This is a genomic window from Streptomyces sp. NPDC015346 (genome assembly GCF_043078785.1).
Classification (GTDB): domain Bacteria; phylum Actinomycetota; class Actinomycetes; order Streptomycetales; family Streptomycetaceae; genus Streptomyces.
In genome coordinates this window covers 601,373-619,266 of sequence record NZ_JBIBTW010000002.1, presented here as the reverse complement: position 1 = coordinate 619,266, position 17,894 = coordinate 601,373, and the positions used below count along the sequence as shown (strand labels likewise).

Here is a 17,894-nt window from a genome sequence, read left to right as displayed (position 1 = left end):
CTGTCGTCACGGATTCGGCTGTCACCCGTTCACATCCTCGCTTCGCCGACGGGTAGGGGATCCGCTCCTTCCATGCTGCTCCTGCTGCGGCGGGATATCGAGGCGAGGGGGGCGACACGGGGCACGGAAGCCACCACCGGACCACTGCCGGTCCACTGCGCCGACCGGACGTCGATGTCGTTTTCTCGCCAGCCGGGACCGGGCCGGTCCGCGACGATGGGTCCATGCACACCGACACCGAGCGCTGCGTGCGGGCCGTCCGGTCGAAGGACGCCCGCTTCGACGGGATGTTCTTCACCGCTGTCCTGACGACCGGGATCTACTGCCGTCCGAGCTGCCCGGTCGTGCCGCCCAAGGCGGAGAACATGGTGTTCCATCCCAGCGCGGCGTCCTGCCAGCGCGCCGGGTTCCGCGCGTGCAAGCGCTGCCGTCCCGACACCAGCCCCGGCTCGCCCGAGTGGAACGTACGGGCCGACGCCGTGGCCCGGGCCATGCGGCTCATCCAGGACGGCGTCGTCGACCGCGAGGGTGTTCCCGGGCTCGCCGCCCGGCTCGGCTGGTCCACCCGGCAGATCGAGCGCCAGCTCCTCGCCGAACTGGGCGCGGGCCCGCTCGCGCTGGCCCGCGCCCAGCGCGCCCAGACGGCCCGGCTGCTCATCGAGACGACCACGATGCCCATGGCCGAGATCGCCTTCGCGGCCGGCTTCTCCTCGGTCCGCGCCTTCAACGACACCGTCCGCGAAGTCTTCGCCTTGGCCCCGGGCGAACTCCGCGCCCGGGCCGCCCGCCACTCCGCGACCACCGGCGGGAGTCCGGAGGCACGGGCGGGCACGGGTGCCCAGACAGGCCCCGGCGTCCCGGCGGCCCCGGCGGGACCCGGCGTCCCGGCCGTCACGGGCGGCCGGGTGGCGGCGGCGGGCCCCGCCGGGCCGGTGACCCCCGGGGTCATTTCGCTGCGGCTGCCCTTCCGTGCCCCCCTCAATCCCTCCAACCTCTTCGGTCACCTCGCCGCGACCGGCGTACCCGGTGTCGAGGAGTGGCGGGACGGGGCGTACCGGCGGACGTTGACGCTGCCGCACGGGTACGGGATCGTCGCCCTCACTCCCCGGCCCGACCACATCGCCTGCCGGCTCTCCCTCACCGACCCGCGCGATCTCACCCTCGCCATCAGCCGCTGTCGCTGGATGCTCGACCTCGACGCCGACCCCGTCGCCGTCGACGAACAGCTCCGTACGGATCCCCTGCTCGCCCCGCTCGTCGACCGCGCACCGGGGCGGCGCGTCCCGAGGACCGTCGACGCCGCCGAGTTCGCGGTACGGGCCGTGCTCGGCCAGCAGGTCTCCACGGCCGCCGCCCGGACCCACGCGGCCCGCCTCGTCGCCGCCCACGGCGTCCCGATCGAGGACCCCGAGGGAGGCCTCACCCACCTCTTCCCGACCCCCGAGGCGCTGGCCGGCCTCGACCCCGAAGCACTCGCCCTGCCCCGCAGCCGCCGCACCACGCTCCTCACCCTCGTCGAGGCGCTCGCCGGCGGCACTCTCTCCCTCGGACCGGGCAGCGACTGGGCCGAGGCCCGCGCGCGGCTCCTGGCCCTCCCCGGCTTCGGCCCCTGGACCACCGAGGTCATCGCGATGCGGGCGCTCGGCGACCCCGACGCGTTCCTCCCCGGCGACCTCGGCATCCGCCGCGCCGCCCAGGGCCTCGGACTGCCCTCCACCCCCGCCGCGCTGACCGCCCGCGCCGCACACTGGCGGCCGTGGCGCGCCTACGCCGTCCAGTACCTCTGGGCCACCGAAAGCCATCCCATCAACCACCTGCCCACCGAAGGAAAGTGACCGCCGTGCCCGACGTCCGGCACCTGGTCGTGGACAGTCCGTACGACGCGCTGACGCTGGTAGCCGTCGACGGCGTCCTCAGCCGCGTCCACATGACCGACCAGCGCCACCGCCCGCCCGAGGAGAGCTTCGGCGAGCCCGACCCCCGCCCCTTCGGCGAGGCGGTCCGCCAGCTCGACGCGTACTTCGCCGGTGAACTCACCACGTTCGACCTGCCGTTGAAGCTGATCGGCACGCCCTTCCAGCTACGGGTGTGGGAGCAGCTGCGCCGCATCCCGTACGGCGAGACACGGACGTACGGCGAACTGGCCGAAGCCCTCGGCAACCCCGCCGCCTCCCGCGCGGTGGGCCTCGCCAACGGCAAGAACCCGGTCAGCATCGTCGTCCCCTGCCACCGGGTCATCGGCGCGAGCGGCTCCCTCACCGGCTACGGCGGCGGTCTCGGTCGCAAGCGGCGCCTGCTCGCCTTCGAATCGGGCCGTTCGGGCTCGGACACCCTCTTCTAGCCCCCTGCTTCCAGCCCCTGCCGGCGCAGGCGCTCCAGGAGCGCGGGCAGCGAGGTCCCGATCGGCTCGCGCACGATCTCGTCGGCGATCGGATCGTACGGTGTGGGCTCGGCGTTGACGATGATCAGCCGGGCCCCGTGCTCGGCGGCGATCCCCGCGAGCGAGGCGGCCGGCCGCACCTGGAGACTCGTACCGACCGCGAGGAACACCTCGGCCGCCTTGGCGATCCCCATCGCCTCGCCGAGGACGACGGGGTCCAGCCGCTGACCGAACATGACGGTGGCCGACTTGAGGATGCCCCCGCAGACCAGGCACTTCGGATCGTCCTCGCCGGCCCTCACCCGCTCCAGGGCGTCCGCCATCGCCGACCGGGCGTGGCAGCCGGTGCACACCACCGACCGCGCCGAGCCGTGGAGTTCGAGCACCTTCCGCTCGGACACCCCGGCGATCTGGTGCAGACCGTCGACGTTCTGCGTGATGACCCGGACCGGGTTGCCGTCCCGCTCGAACGCCGCGATGGCCCGGTGCGCGTCGTTCGGTTCGGCGCGCAGCACCGGCCCGTCGAGCCGCATCCGCCAGGCGCGGCGCCGGATCTCCGGATCGGACATGTAGTGGGCGTACGTAGCGAGCTTCTCGGCCTCCGGATCGCGCGTCCACACCCCGTTCGGGCCCCGGTAGTCGGGAATGCCGGAGTCCGTGGAGATCCCGGCGCCGGTGAGAATCGCGACCATGGTCATGAGGCCGAGGGTAGGACTTCGCGGGCGGCCCCCGCGAACGGAATTCCCGGTGCTAGGTTCCCGTCATGGCCAAGGTGAACATCGCGCTCGACGCCGAACTCGTCGTGGAAGTCATGGTCCTCGCGGGCGTCGGCAACCCGCAGGACGCGGTCGAGGCGGTCGTCCGCGACTACATCGCCCGCGGCCACCGCACCGAGGCCCGCGTGGCCTCCCGCGAGGAGACCCACCGCACGGGCGAGGGTCTCACCCCGCCGGAGCCCCCGCAGGGCTGAGCCCGCCCGGCGTCCGCGGAACGGCGCCCGCGGACGCCGCACGCGGACGGCGCCCGCGCCCCGGGCGCATGGGGCGGCCGTGGGGTCGCTCAGCGGACCGGGTGGCCGTTCTCCAGTTCCACCGGGCCCCGGCCGGTCTCCAGCGCGTCCAGGGCGGCGAGGACGCGCGGGCCCAGGCTGCCGAGCAGGTAGGTGGTGACTTCCTCGGGAGCGATCAGCTTCCAGGAGATCAGCTCCTCCTCCTGGAGCCGGATCGCTGCGAACCGCTCCTCGTCCAGCACCCCGCCGTCGTACAGGTACGCCACGATCGGCGGCCGGCCCGCCCCGTGCGACCAGTCGATCGCGAGCAGCGGCCCCAGCTCCACGTCCAGGCCGATCTCCTCGGCCGTCTCGCGGCGGGCCGCCGTGCGGGGGGTCTCGCCCGTCTCGGACTCGATCGTGCCCCCGGGCAGCGCCCAGCCCTCGCGATAGTTCGGCTCGACGATCAGGACGCGGCCCGAATCGTCCCGGAAGAGCGCCGCGGCGGCCGCGAGGACGCGCGGAAGGCCCGCGATGTACGTGGCGTAGTCGGTCGTCGTCGTCATCCCGCCAGGGTAGCCAGCCGCAGCGTCCGCTCGGCCAGCTCCGTGATCCGTACCCCGTCGAAACCGAAGACCGCGCTGCGCACCCGGTCCTGGAGCGGCTCCGACCACTGCGGCGGGATCGCCGCCGCCCCGCACAGCACCCCGGCCACCGAGCCGGCCGTCGCACCGTTGGAGTCCGTGTCCAGGCCGCCGCGCACGGTCAGGGCGATCGTCGCGGTGAAGTCGCCCTCGCCGTAGAGGAGACCGGCCGTGAGGACGGCCGCGTTGGGGACGGTGTGGATCCAGCCGAGGCCGTCGTTGCGTTCCGCGAGCTCCGCGAGGGCGTCGGACCACTCCACGCCCGACTCGTACAGGGCGATCGTGTGCCGCACGGTGCGGGCGAGCCGGCTGCTCGCGGGGATCCGCTCGAGGGCCGCCTCCAGGGCCGCCCTCGGGGTCGGCGCCGTGAACGCGGCCGCGATCAGGGCGGCCGCCCACATCGCGCCGTACACGCCGTTGCCGGTGTGGGACAGCACCGCGTCCCGGCGGGCGAGCGAGGCGGCCCGGCGCGGGTCGCCGGGGGAGGTCCAGCCGTAGACGTCGGCCCGGATGAGGGCGCCGATCCACTCCTGGTGGGGGTTGTCGTAGGTGGCGGTGAGCGGGGGCTTGAGACCGTTGGCGAGATTGCGGTACGCGGTCCGCTCGGCGGTGAAGGTCTGGAGATAGGGGAGGCGGAGCAGCCAGTGCTCGCCGACCTGCTCGGTGGTGAAGGCGAAGCCGCGCGTCTCGAGCAGATGCAGGCCCAGGATCGAGTAGTCGACGTCGTCGTCCCGGCAGCTCCCGCGGATCCGGCCGCGTACGCACTGCGGCCACTCGGGCCGCAGCTCGAACCCCTCGGCCGGCGCGTCGGCGGGCGGCGGCGGGAGGTAGTCGGTGAGCGGGAGCGCGTCGGTCAGGCGCAGATAACGGTCGATGCGCTCGGGGGTCCAGTGGTCGCCGCGCTCGACGGGCTTGCCGAGCATGTTCCCGGCGATCCGGCCCGTCCAGCCGCCGAGGATGCGGTCGGCGAGTTCGCCGTTCTTGAGCGCCATACGTCCGGTGTACCGAATCGGGCGGCGCGCCGCGCGCCGAAGGGGCCCGACCGGCGCGGGAGCTCGGTCCGGGCGGTCCCCGTCCCAGGGCGGCCTCGGTTTGATCGATCGGTTCCGCGCCGTACTGCCCCACTATGGTGCGGAATATCGCCTTATCAGGGGGTGGCACGCCCTCTGTGGGGCGGATAGGGTCGGCTCGGCGCGACTGCCTGTTCGAAAGCAAGGGATGCAAGGTGACGGACGGAGCAGCAACTGAGGTCGCACACGGACGAGCACGGGTGCTCGTCGCGGCCGACAAGTTCAAGGGTTCGCTCACGGCCGTACAGGTCGCGGAGCGGGTCACAGCAGGACTGCGACGGGTCGTCCCGGAGCTGGAGGTCGAGACGCTGCCCGTCGCGGACGGCGGCGACGGTACGGTCGCGGCGGCGGTGGCGGCCGGTTTCGAGCGCCGTGAGGTGCGGGTCACCGGGCCGCTCGGCGAGCCGGTGACGGCGGCGTTCGCGCTGCGCGGGACGACGGCCGTCGTGGAGATGGCGGAGGCGTCGGGCCTTCAGCTGCTGCCCCCGGGCGTCTTCGCGCCGCTCACCTCGACGACGTACGGCTCGGGCGAACTGCTGCGGGCCGCGCTGGACGCGGGCGCGACGACGATCGTCTTCGGCGTCGGCGGCAGCGCGACCACGGACGGCGGGGCCGGCATGCTGGCCGCGCTCGGCGCGGTCTTCCTCGACGCGGCGGGCGAGCCGGTCGCACCGGGCGGCGCGCCGCTGGCCTCGCTCGCGAGCGCCGACCTCTCCGGGATCGACCCGAGGTTCGCCTCGGTGGACCTGATCCTCGCGAGCGACGTCGACAACCCGCTCACCGGCCCGAAGGGCGCCCCGGCGGTCTACGGTCCGCAGAAGGGCGCCTCGCCCGAGGACGTCGAGACGCTGGACGCGGCGCTCTCGCAGTTCGTCACCGTCCTGGAGAAGGCCATCGGGCCCAAGGCCGCGGAGTGCGCGGTCGCTCCGGGCGCGGGCGGTGCGGGGGGCATCGGGTACGGAGCGCTGGTCGGTCTGGACGCGAGTTTCCGGCCCGGCATCGAGCTGATGCTGGACGTCCTCGGCTTCGCGCCCGCGCTGGAGCGGGCCACGCTCGTCATCACCGGCGAGGGCTCGCTGGACGAGCAGACCCTCCACGGCAAGGCGCCCGCGGGCGTCGCCTCGGCGGCCCGCGCGGCCGGCAAGGAGGTCGTCGCGGTCTGCGGCCGCCTCGCCCTCGCCCCGGAGAGCCTGACCGGGGCGGGCATCCGCCGCGCCTACCCCCTCACGGACCTCGAACCGGACACGTCCAAGTGCATCGCGAACGCGGGCCCGCTGCTGGAACAGGTGGCGGCGAACATCGCGAGGGATTTCCTGGTCTAGGCGTGGGCCGGGGTACGGGGGTACGGGCGGGGGTACCGCCCGCGACCCCGCGCCCCGGCGCAAGGCCGCTCAAGCCGGCGGGGCCGTGAGGCGGAAGGCGTCCAGGGCCAGGGTCATCTCCGTGAGGTCGCGTGGGCGGGACAGGGATCTCGACGTGAGCTGTTCCAGGCGGCGCAGGCGGTTGAAGACCGTGTTGCGGTGGCAGTAGAGGCGGCCCGCCGCCCGCCCCGCCGAGCCCTCGCAGTCCAGCCACACGTCCAGCGTCTCCAGCAGGATCGCCCGGTCCGCCGGGTCCAGTTCCAGCAGGCCGCCCAGGACGTCCGCCACGAGCAGACCGGCCAGCTCCGGCTGGCCCACCACCAGCGCGCCCGCCATCCGCCGGTCCAGGCGGACGATCTGCTGGGACTCCGGCGGGCACGTGCGCAGCGCCAGTTCCGCGAGGCGCCGCGCGCGGCCCAGCTCGGACAGGCCGGTGACCACCGGGCTGATCCCACCGGGCCCCGGGCAGCGGCCCTCAAGGAGCTCCGACAGCGCGTCCAGACCCGTCCCCTCCGTCAGGGACACCACCCCGAGCTCGCAGTCCGCCCGCATCCGCCACAGGAACCGCACCCCGGCCCCCTGCACCCGCCGGTGGAACGGCTCCGGGACCTCCCGCCGGTCGTAGCGCAGCACCACCACCGCGTACCGCCCGTGCTCCGGCAGGTCCAGGCCCGCCGCCGCCCGCGAGGTCACCTCCGGTGAGCGCTGCCCCTGCAGCAGCGCGTCGAGCAGCGCCTGCAGCTGCTCGTCCGTGCGGCGCCGCAGCTCCAGCTCCGTCGCCCGGTACGCCTCCGACGCCGTGTCCGCCTGCGCGTCCACCGCCGACCACACCATCGTCGCCGCCTGCGTCAGCGCGGCCATCCGCGGCGGGAACGCCGACGCGTCCTCGATCAGCGCGTCCCACACCAGATGCCCGGCGTGCCGGTACGCGTGCACCACCAGCTCCAGCGGCATGCCCTGCTCGGCCCGCCGCCGCCCCATCTCGTCCGCGTGCTCCAGGTCCCGCCGCGGCGAGTCCCGGGGCGCCGAGATCATCTCGATCCCGATCCGCATCGCCTCATGGGCCTCCTGCCAGTGCGTGTCGTACGGCACGATCCGGGCGTACGCCGGTTCGTACTCGTGCAACTCCCTCAGATGCTCGTCCACCAGCTCCGGCAGCCGCTCCAGAAGCGCCGTGCACGCCTCTGCCAACAGTTTCCAGTCGTCGCCGGTCCGCGGTCTGCGCCGTCCCATGCCCGGAGGATGCCACCCCTCCGCCCCTGCCGACAGGCCCCTGACACGCAGTGTTGTGCCCGTGCACAAGCCGCCGCCGTGCCCGCTGGTCACCGGCAGCGTTTCGGCCGCCGAACGTGGACGGGCGGCCCGCGCGGTGCTGGGGTGAGCGCCACTGAACGGGGCAATCGGTGGAAGGGGAACCATGGGAGGTACCGCACTCGCCCTCGAGGTGGCGGACCTGTCGGCGGGGTACGGCCCGGTGCGCGCACTGCGGCGGGTGTCGCTGGAGGTACCCGAGGGCGCGGTCGTCACCGTCCTCGGGGGCAACGGCGCCGGCAAGTCCACGCTGCTGCGGGCCATCTCGCGCACACTGACGTTCCACGGCGGCGCCGTCGTCTCCGGCACCGTCAGCTTCGGCGGCCGGGCGCTCGGCGGGCTCGCTCCCGACCGGGTCGTCGCCGCCGGGGTCTCCCAGGTGCCCGAGGGCCGCCAGGTCTTCGCCCGGATGACGGTCGAGGACAACCTCCGCGCCGGAGCGCTCGGCGCCCGCGGCGACCGCGCCACCAAGGCCGCCGCCATGAAACGGGTCCACGAGCTCTTCCCGGTCCTCGCCGACCGCGCCCACCAGCGCGCCGGGCTCCTGTCCGGCGGCGAACAGCAGATGCTCGCCGTGGGCCGCGCCCTGATGGCCTCACCGAAGCTGCTGCTCCTCGACGAGCCGTCGCTCGGCCTCGCGCCACTGATGGCCGCCCGGATCGCCGACACGATCCGCGAGATCAACGCCCAGGGCACGGCGGTGCTGCTCGTCGAGCAGAACGCGGCGCTCGCGCTGCGGCTCGCCTCCCGGGCGTACGTCCTGGAGGTCGGCGAGGTCACCCTCTCCGGCCCCGCCGCCGAACTCGCCGCCTCCGACGAGGTACGCCGCCGCTACCTGGGCGTCGTGGACGAGGACGCCGCCGCCGACGCGGCGAGCGCCGCGACCACGCACCCGGTCCTGTCCCGCTGGGAGGAGGCCCGATGACCCCGACCACCGTGCCCGCCCTCGAAGTCCGGGACGTCACCGTCCGCTTCGCCGGGCTCACCGCCCTCGACTCCGTGGGCTTCACCGTCCGCCCCGGCACCGTCCACGCCGTCATCGGCCCCAACGGCGCCGGCAAGTCCACCTGCTTCAACGTGCTCTCCGGGGTCTACAAGGCCACCTCCGGCTCCGTCCGCTTCGGCGACCACGAGCTCACCGGACTGCCCCCGCACAAGATCGCCGATCTCGGCGTCGCCCGCATCTTCCAGAACCTCGCGCTGCCGCCCCGCGCCACCGTCGAGGACAGCCTGATGCTCGGCCGCCACCGGCTCACCAGGACGGGCTTCGTCGCCGCCGGGCTCCGGCTGCCCTCCGCCTCCCGCGAGGACGCGCGCCACCGCGCCCGGGTCCGCGAGATCGCCGCGTTCGTCGGCCTCGAGAAGCAGCTGGGACAGCCCGCGGGCTCCCTCCCGTACGGGCAGCAGAAGCTCGCGGAACTCGCCCGCGCCCTCTGCATGGAGCCCCGGCTGCTCCTCCTCGACGAACCCGTCGCCGGCATGACCGCCGACGAGCGGCGCCGTACGGCCGCCGTCATCGCCGGCGTGCGCGACAGCCTCGGCATCTCCATCGTCCTCGTCGAGCACGACATGGGGGTGGTGATGCGGCTCGCCGACTCCGTCACCGTCCTCGACTTCGGCCGTCGCATCGCCGACGGCGCCCCCGCAGACGTACAGAACGACCCGGCGGTCGTCCGCGCCTATCTCGGAGAGGAGACCGCCGAGTGACCACGTTCGTCGAACTCCTGCTCAACGGTGTCTCGTTGGGCTCCATCTACGCCCTCATCGCCCTCGGCTTCGTGGTGATCTTCCGCGCCACCGAGGTCGTCAACTTCGCCCACGCCTCCCTGCTCCTGGCCGGCGGGTACTTCACCGCCGTCCTCCACGACTCCATCGGCTTCTGGCCGGCGCTGCTCGCCGGCATCGCCGGCGCCGCCCTGGTCGGCGCGGCCGTCGAGTTCCTCGTCATGCGCCGCTACCGGGGCTCGGACCACAGCGTCCTCGCCATCGTCACCATCGGCGTCGACATCCTGCTCGCCACCGAACTGACCCGCCGGATCGGCACCGACATCCTCTCGCTCGGCGACCCCTGGGGCGACGCCGTCGTCACCCTCGGCCCGGTCTCCATCGCCGAGACCCGGATCGCGGCCTTCCTCGCCGCCGCCCTGCTCATCACCGCGTTCCTGCTGGCCTTCCGCCACACCTCGTGGGGGGTCGCCATGCGCGCCGCCGCCGAGAACCAGGAGACCGCGGCCCTCATGGGCATCCGCCTCGGCCGGGTCTCGATCGGCGCCTGGGCCGTGGCCGGCGGCCTCGCCGCCGTCGCCGCCCTCTTCCTCACCGTCTTCCCGACGCCCGGCCTGGAGCGCTCCACCTCGCTCGCCGCGATGAAGGCCTTCCCGGCGGCGATCCTCGGCGGCCTCGACTCCACCACCGGCGCCCTCGTCGGCGGACTCCTGGTCGGGGTCACCGAGTCCCTCGCCACCGGCTACCAGGGAGATCTGACCTTCCTCGGCCGGGGCATCGGCGACCTCGCGCCGTACCTGGTGATGGTCGCGGTCCTGCTGATCCGCCCGGCCGGACTCTTCGGCACGAAGGAGCTGGCCCGTGTCTGACGCCCTGCCCCGCCGCGGGTTCGCCGCCGTCGCCCGACCCCGGGTGTACGGGTGGGCCGTCGCCGGCCTCGTCCTCGCCGCCTTCCCCTTCTATCTGGACCGCTTCTGGCTCCAGGCGGGCCTGTTCGCGATGGCCGCCGCCATCGGCGCGATCGGGATCAACCTGCTGACCGGCGCCACCGGCCAACTCTCCATGGGACACGCCTTCTTCCTCACCGTCGGCGCCTACGGCTACTGCCTCTTCGCCGGCGACGGGAAGGACGGGCTCGCCGGGCTCGGCCTGCCCGGCTGGCTCGCGGCCGTCGCCGCGGTCGCCCTCGCGGGCCTGGCCGGCGGGGTGTTCTCCCCGATCGCGGGCCGGCTGCGAGGCGCGTACCTCGGCATCGCGACCCTCGCGCTGATCTTCATCGGCCAGCACGTCCTCTTCAACGCGCACGACCTCACCGGCGGCTTCAACGGCCGGGCGGTACCCCCGCTCAGCCTCTTCGGGATCACCTTCGACGACAGCGAACTCGTCGTCGCCCAGATCCCGTTCGGCTCCGCCGAGAAGCTCTGGTACCTCGGGCTCGTCCTCCTCCTCGCGGGCGCCCTCTTCGCCCGCGGAGTGCTCCGCGGCCGCCCCGGCCGCGCCATGAACGCCATCCGGGACCACCGGATCGCCGCCGGTGTCATGGGGATCCCCGTGGCCCGCTACCGCGCCGCCGTCTTCGTCCTCTCATCGATGTACGCGGGACTGGCCGGCGTCCTGCTCGCGCTGGTCTTCCAGCGCACCGTGCCGGAGTACTTCGGCATGATGCTCTCCCTCGAATACCTGGCCATGATCGTCATCGGCGGTCTCGGCTCGGTCGCCGGCGCGGTGGTCGGAGGCGTCTTCGTCTCCCTGCTGCCGCAGCTCCTCAACCGGTACAGCGACGTGCTTCCCCTGGTCTCCGCCCCCGGGACGGGCGGGATCGCACCGGGGGAGGCCGCGCGCTATCTCTACGGCGCCGCCGTCGTCGCGGTGGTGCTCTTCCTGCCCGGAGGCCTGGTCCGGCCGGCCGCCCGGAAACCCAAGCGAACCGCCCAACCCTCGCACTCCTCTGGGGAGGAACGATGATCCACCGACGACAGGCTTCCAGAGGCCTGGCCGCCGCGCTCGCCACCCTGGTCGTCCTGACCGCCGCCGGCTGCAGCTCCAAGGCCAAGAGCACGGACGACTCCGGCACCGGCGCCGGCGGCGTGAAGTCCGGCAAGGGCGTCACCGACAAGACGATCGCCGTCGGCGCGCTCACGGACATGACCGGCGTGTACGCCACGCTCGGCAAGAGCGTCACGCAGGCGCAGCAGCTGTACGTGAAGCAGGTCAACGCGGCCGGCGGGATCTGCGGCCGGCAGCTGGAACTGACGGTCCGTGACCACGGCTACGACCCGCAGAAGGCGCTGTCCGCCTACACCGAGCTGGAGCCGAAGGTCGTCGGCTACGCCCAGTTCATCGGCTCCCCGTTCGTCGCCGCCGTCAAGCAGCGCGTCGACGGCCAGGACAAGGGCGTGGTGCTGCCCCAGGCCTGGTCGGCCTCGCTGCTCGGCTCCCCGTACATCCGCGTCCTCGGCGCGACCTACGACGTCGAGACCATCAACGCCGTCGACTTCCTGGTCACCGAGAAGGGCCTGAAGGCGGGCGACAAGCTCGGCCACGTCTACTTCGAGGGCGACTACGGCGAGAACGCGCTCGCCGGCTCCAAGCACGCCGCGGGCAAGGCGGGGCTCACGGTCGTGGAGCAGAAGATCAAGCCGACCGACAACGACATGTCGGCGCAGGTCGCGGCCCTCAAGCAGGCGGGCGTCAAGGCCATCGTCATCAGCGCCGGACCGCGCCAGGCCGCCTCGCTGGTCGGCGTGGCGGCGGCGACCAAGCTCCAGGTGCCGATCATCGGCAACAACTCGGCGTTCGCCCCGCAGCTGCTCGGCACCCAGGCGGGTCCCGCCCTGGAGAAGATGTACTGGTTCGCCTCGCCGAGTCTTCCGATCGGCGCGGACACCCCGGCCGCCCAGAAGCTCGTCGCCGACTACAAGGCCGCCTACCCGGGCGACAGCCTCGACAACGGCATCGTCGCCGGCTGGACCGCCGCCAGTGTCTTCGGCGAGGCCCTGAAGAAGGCCTGCGCCTCCAAGGACCTCACCCGTGAGGGTGTCGACAAGGCGCTGCTGACGCTCAACAGCTATGACGCGGGCTTCGGCATGAAGCACGACTTCAGCGACCCGAAGGCCCCGTCGTCCCGCGAGTCCGTCATCCTCCAGCCGGACAAGTCGGTCACCGGCGGGATGCGGACGGTCCGCGAGCCCTTCGTCTCGGAGGCGGCGAAGAGCTTCACCCCGAAGGCGGGCTGAGCCGACGCCCCGACCCTGGCCGAGGAACGAAACGGGCCGCCCCGCCGCGTGTCCGCGCGGCGGGGCGGCCCGGCCGTCTTCAGGCTTTCTGGTGGGCGAAGCCCTCGCGCCAGGACGGGTACGACGGTGTCCAGCCGCGCTCGCGCGCCCGGGCGTTCACGGCCCCCCGGGCCCAGGGCGCGCGGCCCGCCGTCCGCGCGGGGGCCGGTGCGCCGAGCGCCCCGGCGAGCACGGGCACCCAGGCGTGTCCGGGGGCGGGCTCGTCGTCGACCACGTTGTACACGCCCGCCGGCCAGTCAAGGGCCAGGGCGGCCGCGCGCGCCGCGTCCTCGACATGGACGAAGGAACTCACCGAGTCGTCCGCCGCCACGCTCCCCAGGAACCGGGCCCGGTCCTCGCCGCGCAGCGCCGCCGCGACCGGTCCGCCGGGTGCGTACCAGGTGCCGGGGCCGTAGAGCACGCCGTACCGCAGCACCACCGCCTCCGGCAGCTCGGCGGCCCGGGTCTCCAGCGCCCGCACCCCTGCCACGATCCGGGCCCGCGGCTGCTCGTCCGTGGGGTCGAGCGGTACGGACTCGTCGGCCGGGCCGTCCCCGGGGGCGTACGCCCAGCCGATCGACTGGGCGACGATCCGGCTCACGCCCGCGGCCCGCGCCGCGTCCACGAGGTTGCGCGTGCCGTCGTGGCGCAGCCGGTTGTTGGCCGCCCCGTCGGCCGAACCGAGGTCGGTCAGCTGGTGGACCACGACGTCGGGCGCGGCCTCGGCGACGGCTCGGCGCAGGCCCTCCGGATCCAGGGCGTCGGCCCGTACCCCCTCGGCGCCGCTCGCGCGGATCCGTTCGACGCCCTCGGCCGACCGGGAGACGCCGGTCACGCGGTGCCCGGCGTCGAGGAGCAGGGGAAGGAGCAGCCGGCCGATCGCGCCCGTGGCGCCCGCGAGGAACACATGCATGTGATCATCGTAGGCATGAGCATGTCGTCACCCGCGGGAAACAACGGAGTGTAAGGCTCAGGCCATGAACGACTTCCTCCCCGTCCGCCGTATTCCCGCCCCGGACGTCGAGCGGCTCGATCCCGGGCGGATCCGCGCCCACGCCGCGGACGGCCTCGCCGCCCTCCTCGTGGACGCCGTCGACGGCGGAGCCTCCCTGGGCTTCCTGGCACCCCTGGACCCCGCCGAGGCGGCCTCCTGGTGGCGCGAGGTCGCCGACGAGGCCGAGCGGGGGATACGGGAGGTGTGGGCGGCGTACGGCACCGGAGGCGAGGTCCTCGGCGCGGTCACCCTCGTCCGTACCGACAGGCCGAACGGCCGCCACCGCGGCGAGATCGCCCGGCTGATCGTCCACCGCGCCGCCCGCGGCCAGGGCCTCGGCGCCCGTCTCCTCGCCACGGCGGAGGCGCACGCGGCGGCCGAGGGCCTCACCCTGCTGATCCTGGACACCCAGACCGACAGCCCCGCCGAGGCCCTCTACCGCAAGGCGGGCTGGACCCCGGCCGGAGTCATCCCCGACTTCGCCGCCGACCCCACCGGCACCCTGCGCCCCACCACGCTCTACTACAAGCAGCTGCCCTGAAACACGAGAAGGGCCCGGAGAAAAATCTCCGGGCCCTTCCCTTCTCTTCGAGGCTCGGTTCGCCTCCGGGGCGCTCAAGCCGACGCCGACGGTCGACCGTGCTCGGCCGCTCGTTCCTCGCAGCCTCCGCGCGCTCTCCCTTTCGGCGTCGTCGCGCCCCTTCGGCTCACTCGCCGAGCGGCAGCGTCACGGCACCTGTGCCGCACGGGCCTCGCGGCTCTCGCGGCGGCTGCCGCGGAAGGTGTTCACCCGACGGGCGGTCGCGAAGAGGGGGATCACGGCGCCCATCACCACCTGCAGCGCGCAACCGGTCTGGAGCAGGAACTGTCCGCCCGGCGCGTCGAACGCCCAGGCCGCCAGCATGCCCATGGCCCCGACGATCCAGGCGAGCATCGCCACCGCGAGGATGCCCCGCGGCTTGGGGTACTCGACCCGGCTCACCATCAGCCAGGCGACACCGATGATCGCGAGCAGCGTCGGGATGAACGGCAGCTCCAGGAGCACGATCGAGACCACCGTGAGCGCGCCGAAGGGGCTCGGCATGCCCTGGAACATGCCGTCCTTCAGGGTCACGCAGGAGAATCTCGCCAGCCGCAGCACCACCGCGAGCAGCACCACGATCGCGGCCACCGCCGAGACCTTCTGCTGCGCGCCGGGCGTGACCATGCCGTACACGAGGACGAAGTAGGCCGGAGCCAGACCGAAGCTGATCAGGTCCGAGAGGTTGTCCAGCTCCGCACCCATCGGCGAGCTGCGCAGCTTGCGTGCCACGAGCCCGTCGAACAGGTCGAAGATCGCCGCGCACAGCATCAGTATCACGGCGGTGGCGGCGCTGTTGCGGGCCATGCCGGTCTCGTTGCTGCCCGTGAGGTGCGGGATGAGGATGCCGGTGGTGGTGAAGTACACCGCCATGAATCCGCACGTGGCGTTACCGAGCGTGAGGGCGTCCGCTATGGACAGCCTCAACGACAGCGGCATCTCCTCGGCATCGTCGGCGGCGTCCTCGGTCGCGTCGGCGACCCACTCCGCGGCCCGGGTGTCGGGATCAATCACGGTCAATGCGAGTCACCCCCGCGGTCGTGGTCTGACCGACCTCGACAGCGACGTCGACACCTTCCGGAAGGTAGATGTCAACGCGCGACCCGAAACGGATCAGACCGATGCGCTCGCCCTGCTCGACCTTCGTCCCCTGCGGGATGTAGGGCACGATGCGGCGGGCCACGGCCCCCGCGATCTGCACCATCTCGATGTCGCCGAGCTCGGTGTCGAAGTGCCAGACAACGCGCTCGTTGTTCTCGCTCTCCTTGTTGAACGCCGGGACGAACCCGCCGGGGATGTGTTCCACGGACGTCACCGTGCCGGCCAGCGGCGCGCGGTTGACGTGGACGTTCAGCGGGCTCATGAAGATGGCGACCCGGGTCCGTCCGTCCTTCCACGGCATGATGCTCTGCACCACACCGTCGGCGGGGGAGATGACCCGGCCCTGAGCGATCTCACGCTCGGGGTCGCGGAAGAACCACAGCATGCCGGCCGCGAGCGCGGTGGTGGGCACGGCGATGGCCGCGGCGCGCCTCGACCTGCGCGAACGCGCCAGGCTGAGCGCCGCGGTGGCGACGGTCGGCAGAAGCCACGGCGATGCTCCGCGCGCGAGGCGTACGCCGGCGAGGCTGTCGCGGTGTGCAGAGGTTTGGCTGTGGGGCATGGATGACCTTCGTAGCGGATGATGCCGCGCTGGCGGGGGACGGCGGCTTTCCGGCGATGCTATCGGTTGCGGGGCGCAACTGGGCAAGCCAGAAGCCGAGTCGGCGGCCGGAAGAAGATGACAGGGTGTGATCTTCTTCGCGGCCGAACCGGCTCAAAAGCGACAATCAACCCTGGAATCGGTACTCCTCGAGCAGCCGACGACCAATGATCATTTTCTGGATCTCGGCGGTACCTTCGCCGATGAGCAGCATCGGAGCCTCGCGGTAGAGGCGCTCGATCTCGTACTCCTTCGAGAACCCGTATCCGCCATGGATACGGAAGGCGTCCTCGACGACTTCCTTGCAGTATTCGGAGGCGAGGTACTTCGCCATCCCCGCTTCGAGGTCGTTTCGCTCCCCGGAGTCCTTTTTGCGCGCTGCGTTGACCATCATCGCATGAGCGGCCTCGACCTTGGTAGCCATTTCGGCCAGCTTGAACTGGATCGCCTGGTGCTGGGCGATCGGCTTGCCGAAAGTGTGACGCTGCTGGGCATACGAGACACCCAGTTCGAACGCACGCTGAGCGACGCCGCAACCACGGGCCGCCACATTGACCCGCCCGACCTCGACACCGTCCATCATTTGGTAAAACCCTCGGCCGGTGACCCCGCCGAGCACCCGATTGGCCGGAATGCGCAGTCCGTCCATGATGAGCTCGGTGGTGTCGACGCCCTTGTAACCCATCTTGTCGATCTTCCCGGGGATGGTGAGGCCGGGCCGGACCTCTCCGAAGCCGGGCTCCTTCTCGACGAGGAAGGTCGTCATCGACTTGTGGGGCGCGGTGCCCTCGGGGTGTCCTTCGTCACTTCGGACGAGAACGGCGACCAGATTGGACGTACCGCCGTTCGTCAGCCACATCTTCTGGCCGTTGAGGACGTACTCGTCGCCGTCCTTGACCGCCTTGGACGTGATGGCCGACACGTCCGAGCCGAGGGCCGGCTCCGACATCGAGAAGGCGCCGCGCGTCTCGCCCGCCGCCATCCGCGGAAGGAAGTAATCCTTCTGCTCCTGCGTGCCGTGCTGCTTGAGCATGTACGCGACGATGAAGTGCGTGTTGATGATGCCGGAGACCGACATCCAGCCGCGGGCGATCTCCTCCACACAGAGCGCGTAGGTGAGCAGCGACTCACCCAGGCCCCCGTACTCCTCGGGGATCATCAGACCGAAGACGCCGAGCTCCTTGAGCCCGTCGACGATCTCCTGGGGGTACTCGTCGCGGTGCTCCAGCTCCGTCGCGACCGGGATGATCTCCTTGTCGACGAAGTCCCGGACGGTGGAGAGGATCTCCTGCTGCACATCGGTCAGACCGTGGGTCTGGGCGAGTCGCGCCATGACTACTTCTCCGGCTTCTTGGAGGGCTCGATCAGCTCGGGGCGGCCGGGCTGCTCGCCGCCGCGCTCCTTGATGTACGTCTCGGTGGGGACCATCACCTTGCGGCGGAAGACGCACACGAGGGTGCCGTCCTGCTTGTAGCCCTTGGTCTCGACGTAGACGATGCCGCGGTCGTTCTTCGACTTGGACGGGGTCTTGTCGAGGACCGTGGTCTCGCCGTAGATGGTGTCGCCGTGGAAGGTCGGCGCGACGTGGCGCAGCGACTCGATCTCCAGGTTGGCGATCGCCTTGCCCGAGACGTCCGGGACGGACATGCCGAGCAGCAGCGAGTAGATGTAGTTGCCGACGACGACGTTCTTCCCGAAGTCGGTCGTGTTCTCCGCGTAGTTCACGTCCATGTGCAGCGGATGGTGGTTCATCGTCAGCAGACAGAAGAGGTGGTCGTCGTACTCGGTGACCGTCTTTCCGGGCCAGTGCTTGTAGACGGCGCCGACTTCGAACTCTTCGTAGGTACGGCCGAACTGCATGGTC

Annotated in this window: 19 protein-coding genes; 10 read left to right on the top strand and 9 right to left on the bottom strand. The window is 72.3% G+C overall.

Features of this window, described 5'->3' with window-relative positions; translation table 11 throughout:
- Nucleotides 1–224: 224 nt before the first annotated feature.
- Both ACF06X_RS08750 and ACF06X_RS08745 read left to right on the top strand, forming a co-directional pair.
- The gene (locus ACF06X_RS08750; protein ID WP_392286495.1) at nucleotides 225–1,835 is read left to right on the top strand and encodes an AlkA N-terminal domain-containing protein; all 1,611 of its coding nucleotides are present in this window, start codon (nucleotides 225–227) and stop codon (nucleotides 1,833–1,835) included.
- Nucleotides 1,832–2,341: a methylated-DNA--[protein]-cysteine S-methyltransferase gene (locus ACF06X_RS08745; RefSeq protein WP_392286494.1), complete on the top strand. Its 510-nt coding sequence runs from the start codon at nucleotides 1,832–1,834 to the stop codon at nucleotides 2,339–2,341. Before ACF06X_RS08750 ends, ACF06X_RS08745 begins: the two co-directional genes overlap by 4 nt.
- Here the strand turns inward: ACF06X_RS08745 and ACF06X_RS08740 are convergent.
- Nucleotides 2,338–3,078 (bottom strand): NAD-dependent deacetylase, encoded by a 741-nt coding sequence (locus tag ACF06X_RS08740; RefSeq protein WP_392286493.1) that lies wholly within the window; start codon nucleotides 3,076–3,078, stop codon nucleotides 2,338–2,340. The two genes, ACF06X_RS08745 and ACF06X_RS08740, sit on opposite strands and share 4 nt — an antisense overlap.
- Nucleotides 3,079–3,143: 65 nt before the next feature.
- On the opposite strand from ACF06X_RS08740, the gene ACF06X_RS08735 reads away from it, so the two are divergent.
- The gene (locus tag ACF06X_RS08735) at nucleotides 3,144–3,350 is read left to right on the top strand and encodes a type II toxin-antitoxin system VapB family antitoxin (RefSeq protein WP_392286492.1); all 207 of its coding nucleotides are present in this window, start codon (nucleotides 3,144–3,146) and stop codon (nucleotides 3,348–3,350) included.
- A gap of 89 nt (nucleotides 3,351–3,439) precedes the next feature.
- On the opposite strand, the gene ACF06X_RS08730 is transcribed toward ACF06X_RS08735, so the two are convergent.
- Complete coding sequence (locus ACF06X_RS08730) at nucleotides 3,440–3,934, bottom strand: NUDIX domain-containing protein (RefSeq protein ID WP_392286491.1); 495 nt, start codon at nucleotides 3,932–3,934, stop codon at nucleotides 3,440–3,442.
- Nucleotides 3,931–5,004, bottom strand: a complete 1,074-nt coding sequence (locus ACF06X_RS08725) for an ADP-ribosylglycohydrolase family protein (RefSeq protein ID WP_392286490.1) — start codon at nucleotides 5,002–5,004, stop codon at nucleotides 3,931–3,933. The genes ACF06X_RS08730 and ACF06X_RS08725 overlap by 4 nt, the downstream gene beginning before the upstream one ends.
- 233 nt (nucleotides 5,005–5,237) lie before the next feature.
- Between ACF06X_RS08725 and ACF06X_RS08720 the strand changes: the two genes are divergently transcribed.
- Nucleotides 5,238–6,404 carry a glycerate kinase gene (locus ACF06X_RS08720; RefSeq protein WP_392286489.1) on the top strand — a complete coding sequence of 389 codons (1,167 nt, stop codon included), beginning with the start codon at nucleotides 5,238–5,240 and terminating at the stop codon, nucleotides 6,402–6,404.
- Nucleotides 6,405–6,473: 69 nt separating this feature from the next.
- On the opposite strand, the gene ACF06X_RS08715 is transcribed toward ACF06X_RS08720, so the two are convergent.
- A complete protein-coding gene (locus ACF06X_RS08715) occupies nucleotides 6,474–7,676 on the bottom strand; it encodes a PucR family transcriptional regulator (protein WP_392286488.1) in 1,203 nt (400 codons plus the stop codon).
- A 184-nt stretch (nucleotides 7,677–7,860) separates the two neighbouring features.
- Here ACF06X_RS08715 and ACF06X_RS08710 point away from each other — a divergent pair, with 184 nt between their 5' ends.
- From ACF06X_RS08710 to ACF06X_RS08690, 5 genes are read left to right on the top strand one after another with little or no spacing between them, the layout of a single operon-like run.
- A complete protein-coding gene (locus ACF06X_RS08710; protein WP_392286487.1) occupies nucleotides 7,861–8,679 on the top strand; it encodes an ABC transporter ATP-binding protein in 819 nt (272 codons plus the stop codon).
- Entirely contained in the window at nucleotides 8,676–9,461 is a 786-nt protein-coding gene (locus ACF06X_RS08705) for an ABC transporter ATP-binding protein (protein WP_392286486.1), read from the top strand. Before ACF06X_RS08710 ends, ACF06X_RS08705 begins: the two co-directional genes overlap by 4 nt.
- Nucleotides 9,458–10,348, top strand: coding sequence for a branched-chain amino acid ABC transporter permease (locus tag ACF06X_RS08700; protein WP_392286485.1), 891 nt, complete (start codon nucleotides 9,458–9,460; stop codon nucleotides 10,346–10,348). Before ACF06X_RS08705 ends, ACF06X_RS08700 begins: the two co-directional genes overlap by 4 nt.
- On the top strand, nucleotides 10,341–11,444 hold the full coding sequence (locus ACF06X_RS08695) for a branched-chain amino acid ABC transporter permease (protein WP_392286484.1): 1,104 nt from the start codon (nucleotides 10,341–10,343) through the stop codon (nucleotides 11,442–11,444). The genes ACF06X_RS08700 and ACF06X_RS08695 overlap by 8 nt, the downstream gene beginning before the upstream one ends.
- Entirely contained in the window at nucleotides 11,441–12,715 is a 1,275-nt protein-coding gene (locus ACF06X_RS08690) for an ABC transporter substrate-binding protein (protein WP_392286483.1), read from the top strand. Before ACF06X_RS08695 ends, ACF06X_RS08690 begins: the two co-directional genes overlap by 4 nt.
- 79 nt (nucleotides 12,716–12,794) lie before the next feature.
- Here the strand turns inward: ACF06X_RS08690 and ACF06X_RS08685 are convergent, their stop codons facing one another.
- Nucleotides 12,795–13,667 carry an NAD-dependent epimerase/dehydratase family protein gene (locus tag ACF06X_RS08685; RefSeq protein ID WP_392286482.1) on the bottom strand — a complete coding sequence of 291 codons (873 nt, stop codon included), beginning with the start codon at nucleotides 13,665–13,667 and terminating at the stop codon, nucleotides 12,795–12,797.
- Between the two features lie 64 nt (nucleotides 13,668–13,731).
- On the opposite strand from ACF06X_RS08685, the gene ACF06X_RS08680 reads away from it, so the two are divergent.
- The gene (locus ACF06X_RS08680) at nucleotides 13,732–14,289 is read left to right on the top strand and encodes a GNAT family N-acetyltransferase (protein WP_392286481.1); all 558 of its coding nucleotides are present in this window, start codon (nucleotides 13,732–13,734) and stop codon (nucleotides 14,287–14,289) included.
- Nucleotides 14,290–14,475: 186 nt separating this feature from the next.
- On the opposite strand, the gene pssA is transcribed toward ACF06X_RS08680, so the two are convergent.
- The 4 genes from pssA to ACF06X_RS08660 all read right to left on the bottom strand — a co-directional run bounded on the left by pssA (nucleotide 14,476) and on the right by ACF06X_RS08660 (nucleotide 17,890).
- Nucleotides 14,476–15,342 carry a CDP-diacylglycerol--serine O-phosphatidyltransferase gene (gene pssA, locus ACF06X_RS08675; protein ID WP_392286896.1) on the bottom strand — a complete coding sequence of 289 codons (867 nt, stop codon included), beginning with the start codon at nucleotides 15,340–15,342 and terminating at the stop codon, nucleotides 14,476–14,478.
- On the bottom strand, nucleotides 15,335–15,991 hold the full coding sequence (locus ACF06X_RS08670; RefSeq protein ID WP_158992049.1) for a phosphatidylserine decarboxylase: 657 nt from the start codon (nucleotides 15,989–15,991) through the stop codon (nucleotides 15,335–15,337). Before ACF06X_RS08670 ends, pssA begins: the two co-directional genes overlap by 8 nt.
- A gap of 166 nt (nucleotides 15,992–16,157) precedes the next feature.
- The gene (locus tag ACF06X_RS08665; protein WP_392286480.1) at nucleotides 16,158–17,363 is read right to left on the bottom strand and encodes an acyl-CoA dehydrogenase family protein; all 1,206 of its coding nucleotides are present in this window, start codon (nucleotides 17,361–17,363) and stop codon (nucleotides 16,158–16,160) included.
- A 2-nt stretch (nucleotides 17,364–17,365) separates the two neighbouring features.
- On the bottom strand, nucleotides 17,366–17,890 hold the full coding sequence (locus ACF06X_RS08660; RefSeq protein WP_355115695.1) for a MaoC family dehydratase: 525 nt from the start codon (nucleotides 17,888–17,890) through the stop codon (nucleotides 17,366–17,368).
- Between the last annotated feature and the right edge of the window lie 4 nt (nucleotides 17,891–17,894).

What these genes read in the sequence shown, in the direction of transcription:
- ACF06X_RS08750 (WP_392286495.1), top strand. Translation starts at nt 225, where the DNA reads ATGCACACCGACACCGAGCGCTGCGTGCGGGCCGTCCGGTCGAAGGAC.
- ACF06X_RS08740 (WP_392286493.1), bottom strand. Translation starts at nt 3,078, where the DNA reads ATGACCATGGTCGCGATTCTCACCGGCGCCGGGATCTCCACGGACTCC.
- ACF06X_RS08735 (WP_392286492.1), top strand. Translation starts at nt 3,144, where the DNA reads ATGGCCAAGGTGAACATCGCGCTCGACGCCGAACTCGTCGTGGAAGTC.
- ACF06X_RS08730 (WP_392286491.1), bottom strand. Translation starts at nt 3,934, where the DNA reads ATGACGACGACGACCGACTACGCCACGTACATCGCGGGCCTTCCGCGC.
- ACF06X_RS08725 (WP_392286490.1), bottom strand. Translation starts at nt 5,004, where the DNA reads ATGGCGCTCAAGAACGGCGAACTCGCCGACCGCATCCTCGGCGGCTGG.
- ACF06X_RS08715 (WP_392286488.1), bottom strand. Translation starts at nt 7,676, where the DNA reads ATGGGACGGCGCAGACCGCGGACCGGCGACGACTGGAAACTGTTGGCA.
- ACF06X_RS08710 (WP_392286487.1), top strand. Translation starts at nt 7,861, where the DNA reads ATGGGAGGTACCGCACTCGCCCTCGAGGTGGCGGACCTGTCGGCGGGG.
- ACF06X_RS08705 (WP_392286486.1), top strand. Translation starts at nt 8,676, where the DNA reads ATGACCCCGACCACCGTGCCCGCCCTCGAAGTCCGGGACGTCACCGTC.
- ACF06X_RS08690 (WP_392286483.1), top strand. Translation starts at nt 11,441, where the DNA reads ATGATCCACCGACGACAGGCTTCCAGAGGCCTGGCCGCCGCGCTCGCC.
- ACF06X_RS08685 (WP_392286482.1), bottom strand. Translation starts at nt 13,667, where the DNA reads ATGCATGTGTTCCTCGCGGGCGCCACGGGCGCGATCGGCCGGCTGCTC.
- ACF06X_RS08680 (WP_392286481.1), top strand. Translation starts at nt 13,732, where the DNA reads ATGAACGACTTCCTCCCCGTCCGCCGTATTCCCGCCCCGGACGTCGAG.
- ACF06X_RS08670 (WP_158992049.1), bottom strand. Translation starts at nt 15,991, where the DNA reads ATGCCCCACAGCCAAACCTCTGCACACCGCGACAGCCTCGCCGGCGTA.
- ACF06X_RS08665 (WP_392286480.1), bottom strand. Translation starts at nt 17,363, where the DNA reads ATGGCGCGACTCGCCCAGACCCACGGTCTGACCGATGTGCAGCAGGAG.
- ACF06X_RS08660 (WP_355115695.1), bottom strand. Translation starts at nt 17,890, where the DNA reads ATGCAGTTCGGCCGTACCTACGAAGAGTTCGAAGTCGGCGCCGTCTAC.